The sequence below is a fragment of the Cryobacterium sp. MLB-32 genome (genome assembly GCF_000738085.1).
Lineage (GTDB): Bacteria > Actinomycetota > Actinomycetes > Actinomycetales > Microbacteriaceae > Cryobacterium.
This window is the reverse complement of record NZ_JPRS01000005.1, coordinates 28,572-49,417: the sequence shown is the minus strand read 5'-3', so window position 1 is coordinate 49,417 and position 20,846 is coordinate 28,572. Positions and strand designations below refer to the sequence as shown.

Genomic DNA, 20,846 nt, shown 5'->3' with positions numbered 1-20,846 from the left:
TGCTACCCGCCGATGAGTGCATCGGCGGCGGCCCGGGCCCAGGCCTCGGCTCCCGCGAGTGACTCACGGGTCAAGGGACCGTCCTGCTCATGGGCCTCCACAACGCGCAGCACGGTGTCGACGATGGCGAGGAAACTGATCGTGCCGGCGTGGAAGGCCGCGACGGCCTGTTCGTTCGCCGCGTTGAAGACGGCCGGATAGCTGCCCCCGGCCCGGCCCACACGCTTGGCGAGTTCGACAGCGGGGAATGCGGCGTCGTCGAGAGGCTCGAACGTCCAGGTGTGCGGCGTTGTCCAGTCGATCGGGGCGCCGACGGCGGCCACCCGGTTCGGCCAGTCGAGGCCGAGCGAGATGGGCAGGCGCATGTCCGGCGGCGAGGCCTGGGCGATGGTCGACCCGTCGATGAACTCCACCATCGAGTGCACGATCGACTGCGGATGTACGACCACGTCAATGCGGTCATACGGCACATCGAAGAGAAGGTGAGCTTCGATGATCTCGAGGCCCTTGTTCACGAGGGTTGCCGAATTGGTCGTGACCACGACTCCCATGTCCCAGGTGGGGTGGTTGAGCGCTTCCCGGGGAGTCACGGTCGTCAGCTGTTCGCGGGTCCGACCGCGGAACGGACCGCCGGATGCCGTGAGCACCAGGCGACGGACCTCGTCCGCAGTGCCGGCCCGGAGGGCCTGGGCGATCGCGGAGTGCTCCGAATCGACGGGCACGATCTGTCCCGGAGCCGCCAGGTTCTTCACGAGGTCGCCGCCCACGATGAGCGACTCCTTGTTGGCGAGGGCGAGGGTGCGTCCGGCCTTGAGCGCCGCCAGCGTCGGGCCGAGGCCGACCGAACCGGTGATGCCGTTGAGCACGACGTCGGCCTCGACGTCGCGCACGAGCTGCTCGGCCTCGTCAGCGCCGAGAGCGGTGTCGTCAACATGGAAGTCGGCGGCCTGTCGGTCAAGCAGTTCACGGTTGCGGCCGGCAGCCAGGCCGGCCACCTCAAACCTGGTCGGGTTGGCTTTAATCACGTCGAGGGCCTGCGTACCGATGGAACCGGTGGACCCGAGGATAATTACTCTGCGCACGCCTCCATGCTAGGTGCAGGCGCCGGGCAGAGTAAGGTCATCCAGTGACCGGTGCCGATGAAGAACCCCAGAACGACGCTGACGTCGTCTCCCCCCAACGAACCAAGCGTCCCGGATTCGTGTATTTCCTCGGCTACGGAATCATGGTTCCCATCGCCCGAATCGTGTTTCGTCCCACCATCACCGGGCGGGAGAACGTGCCCAAGACCGGCCCGGTCATCTACGCCAGCAACCACCTGTCGTTCATCGACAGCATCGTCATTCCGCTGATGTCGCCGCGTCGCGTGCAGTTTCTCGCCAAGTCCACGTATTTCACGGGCACCGGCTTCAAGGGCTGGGTCTCACGATCCTTCTTCACCTCGATCGGCGCCGTGGGTGTGGAACGCGGGGCCGGGCAGGCCGCACAGGTTGCCCTGGATGCCGGCCGCGGCATCCTTGAGGCCAACAGCGCTTTCGCGATCTATCCGGAAGGAACCCGGTCCTTGGACGGGCGCCTGTACCGGGGACGCACGGGCGTGGCCTGGCTGGCGCTCACCACCGGCGCCGTCGTCGTGCCGGTGGGCCTGATCGGCACCCAGGAAATCATGCCCGTGGGGTCGAAACGCCCCCGAATTCGCAAGATCACGGTGGCGTTCGGTGAACCGATCGACCTGAGCCCCCACGGTTCGGCGGACTCCGGCAAGGCCCGCCGGCAGGCCACCGACGAGATCATGGCGGCCATCCACGGTTTGTCCGGTCAGGAGCTGGCCAAGGCCTACAACGAATCGCCCCCCGCGGGAACGCTGCACCGGCTCGCCGACAAGGTCTTTCCGCGCGAGCGGATCTAGGCCCTTTCGAGGCTGTGCGCCGCGCTTCGGTCCTCGCACTCAGCCGAGCGTCCTAGGCTGGCTGGATGACTGCCTCCTATTCGGTCCCCCAGCACCGCAAACTCGTCACAGCACTCCCCGGCCCCAAGTCGGTCGAGCTGCAGAAGCGGCGAGAAGCAACCGTCGCCCGCGGCGCCGGCACCCTCGCCAATATTTACATGGACCACGGCGCCGGCGCGATTCTCGTCGACGTCGACGGCAACCAGATCATCGACCTGGGCTGCGGCATCGGTGTCACGACGATCGGCCACGCCCACCCGGATGTCGCTGAAGCAGCATCCGCCCAGGCGGCCAAGCTCACGCACACGCTGTTCACGGTGACGCCCTACGAGAACTACGTTCGCGTCGCGGAGAAGCTCGCCGAGATCACCCCCGGTGACTTCGAGAAGCGCTCGATCCTCGTGAACACCGGCGCGGAGGCGGTGGAGAACGCGGTGAAGATCGCTCGCAAGTTCACCGGCCGCCGCGCCATCGTGGCCCTGGACCACGCCTTCCACGGCCGCACCAACCTCACCATGGCCATGACCTACCGGCCCTGGCCGGAACGCGCCGGCATGGGACCGTTCCCGGGCGAGATCTACAGCGTGCCCACGAGCTACCCCTTCCGCGACGGACTCAGCGGCCTCGAGGCCGCCGAGAAGACCATCGACTACATCCAGACGCACATCGGCGCCACCGAGATCGCCGCGTTCTTCGTAGAGCCCATCCAGGGCGACGGCGGCATCGTCATTCCCGCGCCCGGCTACTTCGCGCGGATCCGCGAGTTCTGCACCGAGAACGGCATCGTGTTCGTTGCCGATGAGATCCAGGCCGGAATCGGCCGCACCGGGGTCTGGTACTCCATCGAACACCACGACGTGGTGCCCGACCTCGTGACCACAGCCAAGGGCATCGCCGGCGGCTTCCCGCTCGCCGCCGTGACCGGCCGCGCCGACATCATGGATTCCGTGCAGCCCGGCGGAGTGGGCGGAACCTTCGGCGGCAACCCGGTCTCGACCGCGGCGGCCCTCGCCGTGTTCAACCTCATCGAGCGCGACGACCTGCTCGGTGAAGCCAAGCGCGTGGAGAAGACCCTGCAGGCGCGAATCGGCGGCTGGGCGGAGAAGTTCTCCGTGGTCGGCGACGTGCGCGGCAAGGGAGCCATGTTCGGTGTGGAGCTCGTGCACCCCGGAACGAAGAAGCCCTACCCCGAGGCGCTCACGGCCGTGATCAAGCACGCCACCACGAACGGTGTCATCGTGCTCGACGCCGGGAGCTGGGACTCCGTGCTGCGCATCATGCCGTCGGTCGTCATCTCCGACGAGCTGATCGATGACGCCGCCACCGTGATCGAAGAGGCCCTGACCGCACTCGTGGCCGCCTACCCGGCCGTGCAGTAGGCGCCAAGCCCCGCCTCGGGTCGCCCAGCCGGGCGAATCGAGGCGGGGCTCTTTCGTGCAGATCTGCACGGGCCCCTGGCACGACCCAGGAGTAGAACAGCACCATGAAGAAGCTGCACTTCACCGTAGGCGTCGACGCGCCTGCCCGCCACCTGTGGGCCACGATGCTCGACGAGACCACGTATCGCGAGTGGACAGGAGCGTTCAATTCCAATTCCAACTCAGATTCGCACTTTGAGGGCACGTGGGAGGTGGGCGACACGATCCGCTTCGTCGGTCTCGACAGCAAGGGTTCCGTCGGTGGCATGATCGCCACGGTTGTCGACAACCGCCCCGGTGAATTCGTTTCGCTGGAGTACGTCGGCCAGGTGCTCGACGGCGTCGACGACACCACGAGCGAGTTTGCCCGGGCCATTACCGGAACGCACGAACTTTACTCGTTCACGGCGATCGAAGCCCTAGGGGGCGCGCTGGTCACGAGACGGGTCGAGCATCCCAACTCCCCGGGCTGGATCCAGGTCGGGTTACAGGCGGCGAACTCCACAGCACCGTCGGCACCGCGCACGCCCACGATGCACTGGCGCTCGCCCGGAACCCCGACGACCGCCAGGGAATCGTCACCCACGACATCCGTAGACCGCCGGCGCGAGCCGCTTTCGGGCGCCCGACCCGTCCCCCGTCATCCACGCCCCGCGAGCCAATCCTCGGACCGCGGGAGAGAGAATCAACTTCGAATGACTTATCCACAAGCGTGAGTATTTCTCGAATATGTCTGTGGTGCGTGGGAGAATTCTTCTATGGAGAACAACGATGATGTTCCTCCGCTGGAGGATGCCGCGGGTAGCAACCCGCCCGAACCAGTCGACCAGACCCTCGCCCTCTTGGCGGAGGAAAAGGCCGTCGCCGATGACACCCAAACCCTGCTCCTCGACGCCGTCCTCAGCTTCGACCGGATGGTCTGCTTCGCCCAAGCCGCCCGAGCCGAAGTCATCGACAAGCTCAGGCAATGGACCGACACCGCCGCCGAGGCCGGCCTCCCGGCCATTGCCAGGGCTCGACGTGACATCGCGTGGTCGCCGCAGAAAGCGGCCCACGAAGGCCTCGTCGCTGAGCTGGCCGCTCTGCTGAAACTGCCGGGCGGTGTCGCCCGCGACCTGATGTTCGAAAGCGACCTCCTCCAACACCGGCTCCCCGCCACCCGCGAGGCCCTGCGACGAGGAGACATCAGCTACCGCCACGCCCAGATCATCATCGAGAACGCTGTGTCTCTTCCTCCGGAGGCCTGGAAAGTTTTCGAAGACGAGGCCCTGCGAAACAGTGAAACGCTGACCGTTCCGCAACTGCGGAAGAAGGCCATCAAGGTCCGCGAACTCACTCACCCCGAGTCCATCGCTATCCGGCACCAGAAAGCCCTCGCCGACCGGAACTTCTGGGTCAGTCCCGGTCGCGACGGGATGGGATACCTGGAGATGACGCTCAGCAACGAAGACGCCACCGCCATCGCAAACCGCGTCGAAGCCCTCGCAAAGAATCTCAAGGTGAACGACGAGACTCGAACTCTCGCGCAGCTCCGCACCGATTGCGTCACCGATCTCCTGCTCCACGGAGTGACCGACACCGGGCTGGGTGCCGGAATACGCGCGAACGTGTTCGTCACCGTCCCGGTCCTCACCCTGATGGGCACGAGCGAGGAGCCGGGAACGCTGGAAGGGTTCGGGCCGATCGACCCGGAGACCGCCCGGCGCCTCGCCGGAACGGCCACCAGCTTCACCCGCATCCTCGTGCACCCCGAGACCGGAGCTGTCCTGTCCTTCGGACGCACGAAGTACAAGGTTCCGGAAGACCTCAGGAACTGGCTGCGACTACGCGACGGAACCTGCCGCGCCGTCGGATGCAACCGCCGAGCCACCGACTGCGACATTGATCACACGATCGCGTGGGAACACGGCGGAGAGACGGTCTTCTCAAACCTCTCGTCTCTCTGCCGCCCCAGCCACCGGGTGAAGCACGAAACAGGTTGGTCAGTGGTCCAGGGCGAAGACGGAACCCTCAACTGGACCAGCCCGGCTGGCAGACACTATGCCACTCACCCCGAAACCCGCATCCGACCGACCATCCCCCAGATGGAACTCGCGCTGACAAAGAAGCCACGGACCTACGTCGATCCGTGGACCCTGCCCGTCACCGAATCCAACGAATGCCCGCTCTAACGACCGGGAACTTGTGGGTGGCGCGCCCTCTCAACGCGAGGAGTCGTGCCCGACCTCGTGACCACGGCCAAGGGCATTGCCGGCGGTTTCCCGCTCGCCGCCGTCACGGGCCGTGCCGACATCATGGATTCCGTGCAGCCCGGCGGCGTCGGCGGCACCTTCGGCGGCAACCCCGTGTCGACCGCCGCGGCCCTCGCCGTCTTCAACCTCATCGAGCGCGATGACCTGCTCGGCGAGGCCAAACGCGTGGGAGAAGACCCTTCAGGCTCGCATCGGCGGCTGGGCGGAGAAGTTCTCCGTGGTCGGCGACGTGCGCGGAAAGGGCGCCATGTTCGGTGTGGAGCTCGTGCACCCCGGCACGAAGAAGCCCTATCCCGAGGCGCTCACTGCGGTCGTCAGCTACCCGCAGCGACCCAGTCGGTGATGTCGACGGACTGGGTCGGCGGAAGTTCGATGGCCGAGGGGCTGATGGTTTCCCGCACATCGGTGCCCGGGCGCATCATGGTCCGGACACCGGTGCAGGGGATTCCGTGGGCTCCGGCGTGACCGTCGGCGAGGACGGTGTGGGCGCGGGCGACGGTGTCGGCTCCCCCACCTCGGGCACCGCCACGAGCGGCTGCACCTGGGAGAACGGAAACGGTGCCGGTGCGGCATCCGCCTGGCGTGCCTGTCCGAGATAGTCGTAGGTGTAGTCGATGTCCTCTGACGCCACCAGACGCAATGGGAAGACATTCCAGCCGCTTCCGCCCGGCACCATCAGGCTCGGCACGACCATGTCCCGGTCGCCGTTCGCATCAGGCTGGGGCAGGTAGGGCGTGTTAGCCGGGTCGTTGACCACGTTGAGCGCGCGCCCGTCCTGATCGAACAACTGCACGTCCCTGAGCGGCTGACCGTCGGCGTCGTAGGCGAATACATTGGTCACGTCCTGGCCGTCCTGCATGAGCCCCGCCGAACGTGGCGGGACAGACCCGGAGTACTCGATGCTGTGCGCACCCGCCTGATTCGCCGTGAGGGCGAGCACGAGCGGCAGCGTGATGATCGTGCACACGCTGACCACGGTGCGAAACCCGGGCAGCCAGCGCCAGGGCAGCCACCGACCCCGCCCCCACTGCACGCTCAGGACGACGAAGGCCGCGAGTACGAGCCAGCGCACCGGGCCGGTGGGCACTGTGCTGATCGCACCGCCCACAAAGATCTCCGCGACCGCATAAACAACCCAGCCCCGCAGCACCCACCACAGCGGGCGCAACACGAGCAGAAAGTCCAGCAGCGCCGCACCGGTGGGGCTCGAGCGGATGCGTCGGGCAGCGTTCGCTCGCGCCCCGCCGACCCGGGAGCACAGCCCGCGCAGGGCCGACTGCCGAACCGTGGGCGCTGGTCCACGCACGGGGAACCCGGCGGCAGCGCGCAGCTCGTCGGCGTAAGCGACCGGATCACCGAACTCGTAGCCGGGCGCGCTGTCACCTGCCTGCAGATCGGAGGCCTGCGCGGTCAGGTCGGCCTCGAGCCCGTCGGCGAGGTCGTCGACATCATCGGCCGGCAGATCGCTGAGGGCCGCACGCACGGCCAGGGCGAACTCGCGAATGGATTGGGGGGTGATGGCGGTATCGCTCATGAGTTGTCACCGATCGTAGGTAGGTGGACGGTGGTTTGGGGTGTCACCTGAGGCTGCGGTTTCTGCAGCAGCTTCGTCAGGGTCTCGGCGAAGTCGGTCCAGTTCGATCGTTGTTCGGCGAGCATCGCGCGGCCGTGCGGGTTTATCCCGTAGTACTTTCGGTTCGGCCCGCCGTCCGACGGCACGACGTAGCTCGAGAGCGCACCCGCGCTGTAGAGGCGCCGCAGCGTGCCGTAGACGGAGGCGTCCCCGACCTCGTCGAGTCCGGCCGCCCGCAACCGACGCACGATGTCATAGCCGTAGCCGTCGTCATCAACGATCACGGCCAGCACGGCCATATCGAGCACCCCCTTGAGCAGCTGGGTCGTATCCATCGGCATCCCTTTCTTCGGCGCTGATCGTCGAGCGCGGTTCCTACGCACCCCACACTACTACGCAAACCGCACTACTGCGCGATGCATAATTTGTGCTGTACGCGCCGGGCACTGGCCGCACGCGCAATCAAGGAGTAGAACAGCAGCATGAAAAAGCTGCACTTCACCGTGGACATCGATGCGTCGCCCCACACGGTCTGGTCGACCATGCTCGGCGCGGCCACCTACCGGGAGTGGACGCGCGCGTTCAACTCCGATTCGCACGTCGAGGGTACCTGGGAGGTGGGCAGCACCATGCGGTTTCTCGGTCTGGACAGCAACGGTTCTGTCGGCGGAATGGTGGCCACGGTCATCGACAACCGGCCGGGCGAATTCGTCTCCCTGGAGTATGTGGGCCAGATCACCGACGACGCAGATGACACCACGAGCGACTTCGCGGTGTCGATAGCGGGAACGCACGAGGTCTACTCGTTCACCGCCACCGAATCCGGCACTCGGCTCACGGTTAACGCGGACAGCCTCGACGAGTTCGCCCCAATGTTCACGGAGCAGTGGCCGTTGGCACTCAACCAGCTGAAGCAGATAGCGGAGCGCACGGTTTAGTCGCTCCGGATCGGCTCGCGAGGTCTCGATCGCTCCTTCGTCGCGCCTCGACCAGCGAGACAGCCCGAACACCCCGAGCACCCCGAACGCTCCTCCGGCAAGCGGAAGTTCAGGCGACGGTGACCGGCTCGTGACCCACCGGGAAGTTGACGGACGCCGCGATGAAGCATTCGCGGGCGCCTCGGCGTGCAGCGACTGGGCGAACTCGACCTGAGCGGGGTCCGCGATGGTCACCCGCGGGCGCAGCGTGACGGACGTGAAGTGGCCACCACCCCCGGTGACCTGTTTCATCGTGCCGATCGGCGCATCCGTGTAGGCCGTCACGGTGACGCCGTTGCGCGCCGCCACGTGCAGGTACGACAGCAGATGACACTGGCTGAGCGCCGCGAGCAGCAACTCCTCAGGATTCCACCGATCGTTGTCGCCGTGGAATGTCGGGTCCGAGGAGCCGTTGATCGGCGTCTTGTCCGCGGATGCGCGACCCGCCGGCGAAATCACATGGTCACGCCCGTATGACTTGTAATGGCTTGTTCCCGTGCCGCGGTTGCCGGTCCACTCGACCCGCACCGCATAATCGTGCACCCCGTTCATGGTTCTCCCTTGCCTCTACAAGATTCTTGCAGCCGAACTCAGCTGCGGCCCACAATCGGTCGGTAAAGTGGAAACATCATGACTGACATCCTCACGCCTGCCTCCGTCTCTTCCGCCGCCCCGACCGCGTACACCGTTCCCCAGGAACGCAAGATCGTCACCGCGATCCCCGGTCCGAAGTCCGCCGAGCTGCACGCGCGACGCCAGGCCGTCGTGTCCAGCGGCGTGAACTCCATGCTCCCCGTGTACATCCAGAAGGCCAACGGCGCGATCGTCGTCGACGTGGACGGCAACCAGTTCATCGACCTCGGAGCCGGCATCGGCGTGACCACGATCGGCCACACCCAGTCGAGCGTCGTGGCCGCCGCTGTGGCACAGACCGAGGAATTCATCCACACCCTCTTCACCGTGACCCCGTACGAGGAGTACGTGCGCGTCGCGGAACTTCTTGCCGAGCACACCCCCGGTGACTTCCCGAAGAAGTCGGTGCTCATCAACTCCGGCGCCGAGGCCGTGGAGAACGGCGTGAAAATCGCCCGCAAGTACACCGGCCGTCGCGCCGTCGCCGTACTCGACCACGCATACCACGGACGCACCGTGCTCACCATGGCCATGAACTACAAGGCCGCCCCCTACGCCACCGGCTACGGTCCCCTCGCCAGCGACGTCTACCACGCACCGAGCTCCTACCCCTATCACGACGGCCTCAGCGGAGCGGATGCCGCAGCCCGCACCATCGCCTACCTCGAAAAGGTCATCGGCGCCTCCGATCTGGCCTGCCTCGTGGTGGAGCCCATCCAGGGCGAGGGCGGCTTCATGGTTCCGGCCGACGGCTTCCTGCCGGCACTCCAGGCCTGGTGCACCGCGAACGGCGTCGTCATGATCGCCGACGAGATCCAGAGCGGCATGGGCCGCACCGGGAAGTACTTCGCGAGCGAGCACTTTGGCTGGGTCCCCGACCTGGTGCTCTCGGCCAAGGGCATCGCCGGCGGCTTCCCGCTCGCCGCCGTCACCGGCCGCGCCGAGATTCTGGATGCTTCCCAGCCCGGTGGCCTCGGCGGCACCTTCGGCGGCAACCCTGTCTCCTGTGCCGCGGCCGTCGCCGTGTTCGAGGCCATCGAAGCGAACAACCTGCTCGCCGAGGGCGCACGCATCGGCGACACACTCATCGCCGGCCTCACCGTGTTGAAGAACAAGTACAACATTATCGGTGAAATCCGCGGCCGCGGTGCGATGATCGCCATCGAGCTCGTTCAGGCGGGAACCGGCGACACCACAAAGGCACCGAATGCCGCCGCCGTCTCCGCGATCTCGGCCTATGCCGCCGCCCACGGCGTGCTTCTGCTGACCGCCGGTACATACGGGAACGTGCTGCGCTTCCTGCCGAGCCTCGCGCTGACCGACGCGCTCATCGCCGACGCCCTCTCGGTGATCGACGACGCCATGGCGACGCTGTAGTTCTCGGCCCACCCGCCGCACAACCGCAGTCTGCCGCGAACGCACGTCACCCGCAGCAGTTCGCACCACGCAGTTCGCACCACGCAGTTCGCACCACTACGTACAGGGAGCACGACCGTGTCAGAGACCTTCACCACCACCGATGCGGTCGAGCTCGCTGTCGTTGAGCGCAGCGGATTCATTGAGTCCCGCCACGCCGGATCCGCCGTCGTGCTGGGTGCCAACGGCGAGGTGCTCCGTGCCCTGGGGGACATTGAAACCCCGATCTTCCCGCGCTCAGCCATGAAGCCCTTTCAGGCCATTGCCGTGATGTCCAGCGGCGTGACCCTGCGCGGCGAAGACGCGGCGATCGCCACGGCGAGCCACAGCGGCACCGAGAAGCACACCGACCTCGTGCGCGGACTGCTCGCGCGGGCCGGTATCACCGAGTCCGCCCTGGGCTGCCCGACCGCCTGGCCCATCGACTCCGCGTCGCGCGATGCGCTCGTGCGCCTCGGTGCCGGCAAATCCCAGGTGAACATGGAGTGCTCCGGCAAGCACGCCGCCATGTTGGTGGCGTGTGTGCAGAACGGCTGGGCACTGGACGGGTATCTCAACCCCGAACATCCGTTGCAGAAGCGCATTCTCGACGTCGTCGAACGCTTCACCGGTGAGCGCCCCACCGCCTCGGGCATCGACGGTTGCGGCGCCCCGGTTCACGCGCTGTCGCTGACCGGACTGGCCCGTGGCATCGCCCGCATCGCCACGTCCAAGTCGACCTCACCGTTCGCCATCTATCGCGAGGCCGGCTTCCTCGCCGAGGCCGTGCGGGAGAACGGCTGGGTCGTCGCCGGGCCCGGGCTCTCGGACAGCATCGTGATCGACCGGCTCGGCCTCTTCATGAAGGGCGGCGCCGAGGGCATCATGGTGGCCTCGGCCGACAACGGCATGACCGTGGCATTGAAGATCCTCGACGGCAACCTGCGTGCAGCCGCCGTCGTGGCACTCAGCCTTCTGGCGGATGCCGGTGCGATCGCTCGATCTGATCTCGACGCGCTGCTCCCCGAGCTCGGTCTCGTCGTCACCGGTGGCGGCCTGCCCGTGGGCTCGATCCGCCCGAGCTACACCTAGAGAACACCCCGGCCGCCCGGTCAGGTCAGGTCAGGTCAGGTCAGGTCAGGTCAGGTCAGGCGATCACGTTCAGTGCGCCCGGCAGCACCCGAACCGTCACGGGCAGCGCACCGATCCGATCGCCGTCGGCGTAGGCGGCGAGCGCGCCGACAGACGTGATCGTGACCTCTCGGGCGGTGGCCACGGTCACTTCCTTGAGCGTGACGTGGGACCCGCCATAGGCCATACGCAGAGCCTTCAGCAGGCGCAACCGCCCTGCCTCTCCGATGATCACAACGTTGAGCAGGCCGTCGTCGACGAGCGCTCCCGGTGCAACGTGCATGCCGGAACCGTAATATCCGGAGTTGGCGACGACGACCGTGTGAGCCCTGACGGTCTGTTCGGCGCCGTCGAGAGAGATCGTGTACGACGTCGAGCGATGCGTCGCGATGGCACGAATGGCAGCAAACGGGTACTGAAACCTGGCCGGAAGCCAGTGCGCCCGGTTGACGAGCTCCGACGTGAGCGAGTCGATTCCGGCGTAAACGCTGCCAACAGCGATGCGGCCGTCGACGTCGATCACATCCACCGGCCTCGCCCGCCCGTGCAGCAGGACCCTCGCAACGTCGCGCGGGTCGTGGGGAACGCCAAGCTGGCGAGCGAAGTCATTGCCACGGCCGATCGGCACCAGACCCAGCGTGCCCCGAGCACGAACGACCGTGCCCGCGAGGGAACCCACCGTGCCGTCTCCACCGACGGCCACGATCACGGCGCCGACGCTGGCGGCGTCTGCGGCCAGCTCACGAGCGTGAACGGCGTTGTCGGTGAGCCTGAGCGAGGCTTCGGCTCCCGCTTCCTGCAGCAGATGCAGGATTGCGGTGCCGGCTTCCGTGGCGGAGGAAGCACCCGCGGCCCGATTGACCAGAACGTGGAACGACCTCATACTCTGAGAATACCGGGAGCAGGGTTAGCCTTGTCTCAGGCAGGAACAGTGCTGTTCCACGGCGATGCCGGGCCCACAAGGAGCACCATGAAGGTCGCAATCCCCACCGAGGTCAAGAACAACGAGTTCCGGGTGGCCGTCACCCCCGCGGGCGTGCACGAACTCGTCTCGCAGGGCCACGAGGTACTCATTCAATCGGGTGCCGGAGTCGGGTCCACGATCCCCGACGTGGCCTACGCCGCCGCCGGAGCGACGATCATGCCGGATGCCGTGAGCACCTGGGCAGCCGCGGATCTGCTGCTCAAGGTCAAGGAGCCGGTTGAGAGCGAGTATGGCTATTTTCGCCCCGACCTCGTGCTGTTCACCTACCTGCATCTCGCCGCCGAACCCGAACTCACCCGGGCGCTGCTTGCCGCCGGCGTCACCGCAATCGCCTACGAGACCGTGCAGCTTCCGTCCCGGGCGCTTCCCCTGCTCGCCCCGATGAGCGAGGTCGCGGGTCGACTCGCGCCCATCGTAGGGGCGAATGTCATGCTCAAGCCCAACGGCGGCCCCGGACTCCTCGTGCCCGGGGTTCCCGGCACTCATCCCGCGCGCATCACCATCCTCGGCGGTGGCGTAGCCGGCACCGCCGCCATGCAGGTCTCACTCGGTCTCGGTGCCGACGTGACCGTGCTCGACACCAACCTGTTTCGCCTGCGCGAACTCGACGCCCTGCATTTCGGCAGGGTCAAGACCATTGCGTCCAACAGTTTCGAAATTGACAAGGCCGTCACGGAGGCAGACATGGTGATCGGCTCGGTGCTCATTCCCGGCGCCCGTGCACCCAAGCTCGTCAGCAACGAGCTTGTCTCGCGTATGCGGGCCGGCAGCGTGCTCGTCGACATCGCAGTGGACCAGGGCGGATGCTTCGCCGACTCCCACCCGACGACGCACGCCGATCCCACCTTCACCGTGCATCAGTCGGTGTTCTACTGCGTGGCGAACATGCCGGGCGCGGTGCCGAACACCTCCACCTACGCACTGACCAATGCCACCCTCCCGTACGTGCTGTCGATCGCCAACCTGGGTTGGAAACAGGCGCTCCGTGCGAACACCCCGCTGGCTCTCGGCCTCAACACCCACGCGGGCATGCTCGTTAACGCCCCTGTCGCGAGCGCCCATGGCCTCGACCATCGTGAGGTTGCTGACATCCTCGGGTGACTCAGGTCTCCCGTCCGGCGGGACGTGACGCCCTCGAGACCGTACCGTCGGGCTGCACCGCCCAGACGTGGCCGCGGCCGGCAGCGAGCGGGGGCGGAAGCTCCCGGCGGCGCGAGATGGCGCGGTAGTCCGCCAGGCTGCTGCCCTCGAAGACGAGCGTGGCACGGGTGCGCAGCACGGCCAGCAGTGCCCACTGGATCTGCCAGGCCTCGGCGTCTCCGATGATGATGGTCTCGTCCCCCGCCTCCGCTACCTCCAGTCGGTCGTCCCCCCGAGAGCGCGGCACGACCGGTGAGGTCGATGACCCGGGTCGGCCCTCCTCGCGCCGCACGCCATGGTGAGCCCGCACCGCCTGCCGAGCGAGTGACCACGAGCAACGGGCTCTCACGATCGAGGCACGGAGCGGTCGGATACAGCGCGCTCGGGACGTCGAGCGGGGCACCCACGTCCGGGCTGAGCAGCTGTACCCGCAGGCCCCGCCAGTGTCCGCCCCCCGGAGGCAGCGCGGGGTTGAAATGCGCAGACAGTCCCCCCGCCGCCTGATGCTCCGCAGCGTTCGATAACCGCAGGAGAAGCACATTTTGGCACGTGGACGTGAGGTTCTGCAGCACTCCGGCAAGCCGCTGCACGCAGACCACCACGGTCATCTGCGCGGCCGCCCCGTCACGCAGGAGGGATGCGAGCATGTCCAGAGCCTCGAGGCGATGCTCAGTGTCCCAGCGCGCACACACGGAGTCGACATCATCCAGAAGAAGAAGGTGGTGCTCACCCGGGGGGCGCCACGGGGCATCCAGCAGACGGCACGCCCGCGTCAACGCATCCCAGGTGCCCTCGACATCCGCCGGAACGAATTCGGACCACACTGCGATGGGTCTGGCCAGACCGATCTGGGCCGAACTACACTCGGCCGCACCGGACTGGGCCGCACCGGACTGGGCCGCACCGGACTGGGCTGCACCGGACTGGTTTCGCAGGGACCGGAGCAGGGTGGTCTTGCCGGTGCGGGCACCACCGACGACGAGCAGATTCCCCTCGGTGAGCGGGTCCCAGCGTCCCACCCGGTACCGCTGCTGGTCCGGTTCATCGAGCAGCCCGAGCACGAAGCCGTCGCCGTCGCCGTGCGGATCATCCGATCGGGCGTGCACGGCGGCCACATCGTTGCACGTCACCACGGGTGGGAGCGGGTCAAGCCAGGGGCGTCGTACGAATGCGCCGCCCCCGATGTGAGGACGGGACGCCGCATCCGCGACCGCGTGAATGTCGGCCTCGGTGGTGCTGGCCACCTGGCAGAGACGTGGCTGACCCGACGCGACCATGATCAGGCAGCGACCGGGCAGATCAGCCGTCAGCCCGGCCGCGGCATCCGTGCCGATCACGGCCTGGCTGTCCGCGGCATTGTTGACGCGCAGTGACACTCGAAGACTGCAGTTCGCCAGGAGCGCATCTCGCACGACACCAGCCGGACGTTGAGTGCACAGGATCAGGTGCACGCCCAGGGAACGCCCACGCGCGGCCACATCAACGAAGAGGGCATGCAGTTGAGGGAACGCGTTGAGCATCGTGGCGAATTCGTCGACCACGATGACCAGTCGAGGCAGCGGAGTCTCCCCGCGCACCACCCGGGCGTCGGCCACGTCGGCGGCCTGAGCCGCCGCCAGAATTCGCTCCCGGTAGTGCAACTCAGCGGAGAGGCTCGCGAGGGTGCGCTCGGCGGCGGAGGCGTCCAGGTCCGTGATCAGCCCGACACAATGCGGCAGGGTGCACAGGGGGCGAAAAGCGACGCCGCCCTTGAAATCAACCAGCAGAAACGTGACCTGGGCCGGCGAGTAGGTCCCGGCCAGCGATGTCACCCAGGTGACCAGCAACTCGCTCTTTCCGCTGCCGGTCGTGCCACCGACCACAGCGTGCGGCCCGTCCCGCACCAGATCGACGCCCAGCTCGCCGCTCTCGCCCCTGCCCACAATGCACGCCAGGCCCGCGGTCGCTCCCGCCGCATTCCCGCCAAAGACGGGGCGACGCAGTTCCGAGAAGGCGAGCGTGCGTGGCACCGGGCACCCCCGCGCGAGCAGCCCGGCAGCGGATGCCTGTTCCTGCGCCTCAGCGGCGAAGCGCGCGGCTTCTTCGGCTGAGACTAATTCGGGATGAAATTCGAGACCGCTTGAGTACACGGGTGAGGTGACAACGACGGCTCGATGCGGGCCCTCGACGCGAACAACCGTGGCCAAACCAGGGGGCAGGTCCTCCGGTCTTTCGGCGATCAGCACGCGCAGGTGAACCCCGCTGAACCCGGGTGAGGTTGTGGCTGCGGGGCCCGAGGGACGTCTGCACTCCGTGACCGTCAGGGCATGCGACCGGTGCGGCAGGGTGTGCGGTAGCCCCTCCGTCCATCCCCAGTCGCTCCCCGGCACCCCGTCAAGCATCAGCTCCGTGGGTGCCAGGGCAAAGCAGAGCTGCACGACCACACCGCGGCCGAGCGCACGGGTCAGGGCACCCTGACCGATGATTCCGATGCCGCCGCCCGCGTCCGCGAGGACAGGTGCGTCGGTGAGGCTGGCAGCCCACAAGCGGAGTTCACGATGCTCACCGATCTCTGCGGTTCCGCTCAGTCGCACGTCGCTGCTCACGACGCCGGTACCCAGACTCACGCTGGTGCCCTTCGTTCCTCGCCAGCGCCCCGCGCCGGTCGGTTCGGCCAGAATGCTCCTCACCGACGGCGTGCGCAGCCGTAACGTGCGCCGAAGTTCATCGTGCCGCTCGGTCACGCTTACCCGCAGAGCCCGAAGTCCCTCCTGATAGCCGTCGCGGTCCGCCGCGGCTCGTTTGCGTTGCGTCCGTCGGGCGTCCGCCATTCCGGCGACGGCGATGACCGGGCTCAACACCGCGAAGATCAGGGCGAAAGCGGAGCCCGTGACAAACCAGATCACGGCCGCCGCCGCGAGAGGAGCCACTGTCACCAGCACGGGAAAGGCGGCCGGCGGCTGAGGCGAGGGCCGGAGCGGGAGGACGAGGGGTTCGTCGGGGAGCATCACGCCACCAGCACATCACATGCGTGCGCGAACCTCGCGGGCATCGGGCCGAACGGTGCACAACCCCAGGCACCGGCAGCGGTGGAGGACGGATGAGATCAGTTGACGGTGAAGAACTGGTCGGCGATTTCAACGCGTGAGCGACGGGCCACCATGTAGCGCCGGCCGGGTTCGCACCGCACGGGCGCTTCATTCGGACGTCGAAGAACCGTGCCATTGCCCGAAAATCGGTCACTCACCCAGAATTCACCGTCGTGCTGGCCGAATTCGAGGTGGGTCTTGGACACGGACATGCCGACATCCGCGATGGCCAAGAGCTGGTCGAACGTTTCACCGGGTTGCGGCATAGGCCGCCGGCCGATGAGCCCGGTGCCTCGAACCGACACCGTCTCCCCCGTGCTGAACTGGAGCACGAAACCGGCCGCCGTGGTCGGCGGAACGCCCTGACTGGCGCGGGGACCATCACCATCAGGCACCTCGCTCGGGCCGGCGTGGCGATGGTGAGCGCCGGGACGCGGGTCAACCTCACGCGGCGTCGTCTCGACCGGAACGGAGATGACCGTGGGCCGGGGCAACAGCGGAGCGATGACGGTCGTGTCGCTGGGCCGCGGGTCCGGACGTTTGCGCGTGAGCGGGGTCGCGGTGCTGGAGCTGCCGCACTCGCCGCAGAACATGGCCCCGGTGGGAAGCATCGCCCCACAGATCTGGCATTTCACGAGCCCGCTCCCTCCTTCGTCCATCTGCTTCCAGAATACCGACCCCATGAACGCAGCGAGAGGAATGCCCTCAGCCGTTCCCTGCGAGTCTTCCCAGCCAGGAGCAAGCGACGGAGGTCGTCGACCCGGCTCCACGCCGCATCCGCGTGGAGCATGGAGGTCGTGTCCGGCGAGAAAATGGCGCGGTCCACGTCCACTGCCAACGTCCGGGCCTCAATCCCGCCGATGCTCGCACCGACGATGGCCGCCAGCTCCAAGCGGGTGGCACGATCCGGCATCGGAATACCGCTGTCGCCCGCCGCATCGATGAATTCATTCCAGCCGCCGCTGATCCGGGTCAGAGGAGTGGGGCGCTGACGCCGCAGGCGGCGGCGGCGTGCTTTCGCGGCGATCACGAAGAGGAACGGCGAGGCGACCAGCACGAGTCCGAGCAGCGTCCACCCGGCCACGGCGGCAACGGCGAGCAGCAGGGCGACCAGCGGGCTCAGTGGTGCGACGGGGTCGTCAACCGTGCGTTCTGCGGGTTCGGGATCGCGCTGCTGCGGGGTGTCGACGGCGGGCGGCGGCAGCACGGACTGTGGCCGCGACACGACGGTGGGCTCGTCCGGTTGATTCTCCGGTACGTCGCGAAGCTCCGGTGTGGGATCGATGGTGACCCAGGCACCATCGCTCGTCTGTACTTCGATCCATGCCGAGATGTCCGCACCGGTCACCTGCACCGTGCCCGCCGCGCTGGTGTCCGGCACGAACCCCACGACCACCCGAGCGGGAAAGCCGATCTGACGCGCCATGAGGGCCGCTGCCACGGCATATTGCTCCTGATCGCCGATCATCGGGACATCGGTGAAGAGCTGGGTGATGCGGTCGGCACCGTGGCCGGAGCGACTGACCGGTTCGTCCGCCCCGAGGCCGTGGCTGAGGTAACCGTCGCGGGCCAGGCCGTCGAGCGCCTCCTGCAGTTGGGCTCCCGGGGAACCGTCGGCGTGCACGTAACCGTCGAGGGCCTGCACCAGACGCTCGGGCACCACCCCGAGCGGCGGCTGCACGGCCGAGCCTGGGCGCACAGGGGTGAGGTCGGTGACGGTGGGCGGGGTGACCGATTCGCTCACGTAGCGATCCCCCCGCTGGAGTCCGGAGATGACGGCAGCGGATGCCGCGTTGTCGTTGTAGTAGAAGGAATCGGACCGGGCGACGGCGGTGGACCCGCCGAAGGCAATCTGCTCGAGCTGTCCGGCTCCCGGCACCCACACGCCCGAATAGCCCTCGACCGTCACCGAAAGCGTGGTCTGCTCGCCCGCGACCGCACTCTGATCGAGCCGGTACGGTAACCGGCTGAACGCTCCTGATGGACTCCGGGTGGCGGAATCACCCACGGAGTAGACGATTCCGTCATAGGTGTCGAGAGCGGCAAGTCGCAGGCGACCGCCGCTGGGCAGCCCCTCCACGGCGAACAGGGGCTCATCCGCGAGCGCCGGCTGCAGAAAACTCCGGAATTGGCTCAGCGGACTGGAGTAGTCGCGCGGGTCAAACGGCTGTTGCACCCGTGCGCGAAGAACATCGCGCTCCACCTGCGACGGCACCGCGATGGCGGCGACGGTACCGACCGAGGCGGCCACGACGAGAATGGCGGTCGCACTCAGCAGGGCACGCACCGTGGCGTGCCGTGTGTCCCTGCGCCCGTGACGGTCGGGGCGTACGGCCCGGCCAACGGCCTCGGTGGCCAGACCGACGGCGACGGCCCTCCGCACCCGGCGCATCCACAGCAGCCAGACCATCACGGTGACGAAGAAGCCCAGTCCACTCAGGATGGGCGAGAAATCGGCGGCGGGGCCGAGCGCGATGCCGGCAATGAAGAACAGACCGGGGGCGATGACCGCGAGCTCAGGAACCCGCGCGCGCAGGGCGGTCGACAGGCCGATCACGGTGGAAGACAACACGAGGATGAGAGCCGGCACCAGCAGCGTCTGGTACGAGCCGACCGGGAGCACGATCGTGACCAGTTGCTTCCAGCTCAGGGCACTCGCGGCCAGCAGATCGACCAGCCCGGGGACCGACGGCCACAGACCGTCGATGGCCCGGCCGGGAACGGCCAGGGGTACCCCGACGAGCAGGAACCCTGCGAGGGTGACCAGGATGACGAGCCAGGCCGGCCACCGGAAGAGGGCTCCGCAGATGGCGATCACCGCGCCGACGAAGAAGGCCGCGAGCACCAGCACGATGTATTCGCGACTCTGGTACACCGGCCACAGGGTGACGGACGCCGCAATTGTGGCGATGAGGAGCGCGACCGTGTGCCCCGCGACTAGGGGAAATCGCGGGCGAGAACGGGCTTTGGTCACCCGCCGTTTCTGCGGTGCCTCGCTCATGCCGCCTTCGATCGTGCGAGGCTCTTCTGCAGATCCTCGAGAAAACCGACCGTGAGCACGCTGAGCGTACCGACCCGTCGCAGGCTCGGCGCGGCCTCTGGCTCGCAGATGACGGCAACGACCTCTACCCCGGCGGAGAACCGGCTCGCGGCAGCGCGGAGCTCGCGTGCGGTCAGCGCCGATCCGCAGATGAGGAAGGCGACGGAGATTCCCGTCACGCTGTCGGAAGCGAGCCCGGCCAGGTCCGGAAGGGGAAGTGCCGACCCGACCGGTTCAATCCGGCTCAGGTCGTCGAGCAGACGGGGGCGGGTCACGGTGTTCAGGGATCGCAGCGCCGGCACCCGGCGCCGGGCGAACGGCGGCGTGAGCGCGCTCACCACGACGGAAACCGTGCGGCCATCGCGAATGGCCCGCACCCCGAGGGAACCCGCAACGCTCACCGCCAACTCGAATTCGTCGTCTGTTTCGTAGTCCCGCTCCGACAGGCTCACGACCACCATAAGGTGGCTGCGGCGGGTCTCTTCGAACTGTCGCACCATGAGGGTGCCCGTCTTGGCCGTGCTCTTCCAGTGGATGCTTCGACGCTCGTCGCCCGGAACATACTCGCGCAGAGAGTTGAAAGATACGTCGTTTGTGGCCAGATCCCGCGTGGGATTGCCTTCGAGATCTCGGATGAGTCCGGTGCTCATGCTCGGGATGGAGATGGTGCGCGGGTGTACGAAAAGCTCTGTCCTGTCGGCCCAGACGCGCTCCTTGCGCACGAGGCCGATGGGATCGCCACGGACCGTTCGCACCGGCCCGACGACCACGACGCCACGCCGGATGGTCGGCACTGCGAAATCGTCGGCGAACCCGGCCGAGCGGCGGAGCGCCGGCATGTCGAACACAACGAGCCCGTCGCCGACCGGTACCTCGACGCTGACGCCGGGCAGCCGGCGTCGGGAGGAATTGAGCACGCTCACCGTGCCGGTCGCGTTCTCACCGACGACGACGCGGTCGACCGTCATCTCGAGGGCGATCGAATACGGCGCCCGACCGATCAGGTACGCCAGCGCCGCACCGAGGAGCACGACGCCGGCCCAGGCAATGGCCACAAGTTCGGTCCACCCACCGCGATAACCCAGCACAAAGGAGACGAGCACGGTTGTCGCCAGACTCCACCCCAGCGGGGTGACGACAGCGCCGAGGATGCGGAATCCTCCGAGGAGGCGTACGCGAACGGCGCGGGATCGCTCCAGAACCACGCCGACGACCACCGCCATCCGGCCCTCCGGCAGCGGGTCGGAGACGACCCCGCGTGTTCGCGTGACGGTATCAGACATGCG

General features: G+C 67.4%; 16 protein-coding genes and 2 pseudogenes. 9 read left to right on the top strand and 9 right to left on the bottom strand.

The window, feature by feature from the left end:
* Positions 1-2 precede the first annotated feature (2 nt).
* Positions 3-1,082 (bottom strand): 1-deoxy-D-xylulose-5-phosphate reductoisomerase, encoded by a 1,080-nt coding sequence (gene dxr / locus JF66_RS01315; RefSeq protein ID WP_035874052.1) that lies wholly within the window; start codon positions 1,080-1,082, stop codon positions 3-5.
* Positions 1,083-1,126: 44 nt separating this feature from the next.
* Here dxr and JF66_RS01310 point away from each other — a divergent pair, with 44 nt between their 5' ends.
* The 5 genes from JF66_RS01310 to JF66_RS01290 all read left to right on the top strand — a co-directional run bounded on the left by JF66_RS01310 (position 1,127) and on the right by JF66_RS01290 (position 6,083).
* Entirely contained in the window at positions 1,127-1,909 is a 783-nt protein-coding gene (locus JF66_RS01310; protein WP_035874051.1) for a lysophospholipid acyltransferase family protein, read from the top strand.
* Positions 1,910-1,974: 65 nt separating this feature from the next.
* Positions 1,975-3,327, top strand: coding sequence for an aminotransferase class III-fold pyridoxal phosphate-dependent enzyme (locus tag JF66_RS01305; RefSeq protein ID WP_035874050.1), 1,353 nt, complete (start codon positions 1,975-1,977; stop codon positions 3,325-3,327).
* Positions 3,328-3,431: 104 nt separating this feature from the next.
* A complete protein-coding gene (locus JF66_RS21500) occupies positions 3,432-4,082 on the top strand; it encodes a hypothetical protein (RefSeq protein ID WP_051972969.1) in 651 nt (216 codons plus the stop codon).
* 42 nt (positions 4,083-4,124) lie between these two features.
* Complete coding sequence (locus JF66_RS01295; RefSeq protein ID WP_051972968.1) at positions 4,125-5,537, top strand: HNH endonuclease signature motif containing protein; 1,413 nt, start codon at positions 4,125-4,127, stop codon at positions 5,535-5,537.
* Positions 5,538-5,582: 45 nt separating this feature from the next.
* Positions 5,583-6,083: an aminotransferase class III-fold pyridoxal phosphate-dependent enzyme gene (locus JF66_RS01290; protein WP_035874049.1), complete on the top strand. Its 501-nt coding sequence runs from the start codon at positions 5,583-5,585 to the stop codon at positions 6,081-6,083.
* On the opposite strand, the gene JF66_RS01285 is transcribed toward JF66_RS01290, so the two are convergent.
* Together JF66_RS01285 and JF66_RS01280 are read right to left on the bottom strand one after the other, a co-directional pair.
* Positions 6,037-7,152, bottom strand: coding sequence for a hypothetical protein (locus JF66_RS01285; RefSeq protein ID WP_051972967.1), 1,116 nt, complete (start codon positions 7,150-7,152; stop codon positions 6,037-6,039). The two genes, JF66_RS01290 and JF66_RS01285, sit on opposite strands and share 47 nt — an antisense overlap.
* Positions 7,149-7,526: a PadR family transcriptional regulator gene (locus JF66_RS01280; RefSeq protein WP_051972966.1), complete on the bottom strand. Its 378-nt coding sequence runs from the start codon at positions 7,524-7,526 to the stop codon at positions 7,149-7,151. The genes JF66_RS01285 and JF66_RS01280 overlap by 4 nt, the downstream gene beginning before the upstream one ends.
* Positions 7,527-7,673: 147 nt before the next feature.
* Here JF66_RS01280 and JF66_RS01275 point away from each other — a divergent pair, with 147 nt between their 5' ends.
* Positions 7,674-8,129 (top strand): SRPBCC domain-containing protein, encoded by a 456-nt coding sequence (locus JF66_RS01275; protein WP_035874047.1) that lies wholly within the window; start codon positions 7,674-7,676, stop codon positions 8,127-8,129.
* Between the two features lie 109 nt (positions 8,130-8,238).
* Here JF66_RS01275 and JF66_RS22080 read toward each other — a convergent pair.
* A pseudogene (locus JF66_RS22080) lies at positions 8,239-8,720 on the bottom strand (OsmC family protein).
* Between the two features lie 78 nt (positions 8,721-8,798).
* Here JF66_RS22080 and gabT point away from each other — a divergent pair.
* Positions 8,799-10,178 carry a 4-aminobutyrate--2-oxoglutarate transaminase gene (gabT, locus tag JF66_RS01270; protein ID WP_035874045.1) on the top strand — a complete coding sequence of 460 codons (1,380 nt, stop codon included), beginning with the start codon at positions 8,799-8,801 and terminating at the stop codon, positions 10,176-10,178.
* Between the two features lie 117 nt (positions 10,179-10,295).
* A complete protein-coding gene (locus JF66_RS01265) occupies positions 10,296-11,288 on the top strand; it encodes an asparaginase (protein WP_035874042.1) in 993 nt (330 codons plus the stop codon).
* Positions 11,289-11,343: 55 nt separating this feature from the next.
* On the opposite strand, the gene JF66_RS01260 is transcribed toward JF66_RS01265, so the two are convergent.
* Positions 11,344-12,210 carry a diacylglycerol kinase family protein gene (locus JF66_RS01260; RefSeq protein ID WP_035874041.1) on the bottom strand — a complete coding sequence of 289 codons (867 nt, stop codon included), beginning with the start codon at positions 12,208-12,210 and terminating at the stop codon, positions 11,344-11,346.
* A gap of 87 nt (positions 12,211-12,297) precedes the next feature.
* Between JF66_RS01260 and ald the strand changes: the two genes are divergently transcribed.
* Positions 12,298-13,413: an alanine dehydrogenase gene (gene ald / locus JF66_RS01255; protein WP_035874038.1), complete on the top strand. Its 1,116-nt coding sequence runs from the start codon at positions 12,298-12,300 to the stop codon at positions 13,411-13,413.
* A 1,469-nt stretch (positions 13,414-14,882) separates the two neighbouring features.
* On the opposite strand, the pseudogene JF66_RS24125 reads toward ald, so the two are convergent.
* The 4 genes and pseudogenes from JF66_RS24125 to JF66_RS01240 form a co-directional block, all read right to left on the bottom strand.
* Positions 14,883-15,833 (bottom strand): annotated as a pseudogene (locus JF66_RS24125) (FtsK/SpoIIIE domain-containing protein); the annotation flags it as partial.
* Between the two features lie 704 nt (positions 15,834-16,537).
* Positions 16,538-17,155, bottom strand: a complete 618-nt coding sequence (locus tag JF66_RS21495) for a hypothetical protein (protein WP_156109601.1) — start codon at positions 17,153-17,155, stop codon at positions 16,538-16,540.
* On the bottom strand, positions 17,152-19,521 hold the full coding sequence (locus JF66_RS01245; protein WP_051972964.1) for a transglutaminase domain-containing protein: 2,370 nt from the start codon (positions 19,519-19,521) through the stop codon (positions 17,152-17,154). Before JF66_RS01245 ends, JF66_RS21495 begins: the two co-directional genes overlap by 4 nt.
* Complete coding sequence (locus JF66_RS01240; RefSeq protein WP_081882062.1) at positions 19,518-20,843, bottom strand: DUF58 domain-containing protein; 1,326 nt, start codon at positions 20,841-20,843, stop codon at positions 19,518-19,520. Before JF66_RS01240 ends, JF66_RS01245 begins: the two co-directional genes overlap by 4 nt.
* Positions 20,844-20,846 lie beyond the last annotated feature (3 nt).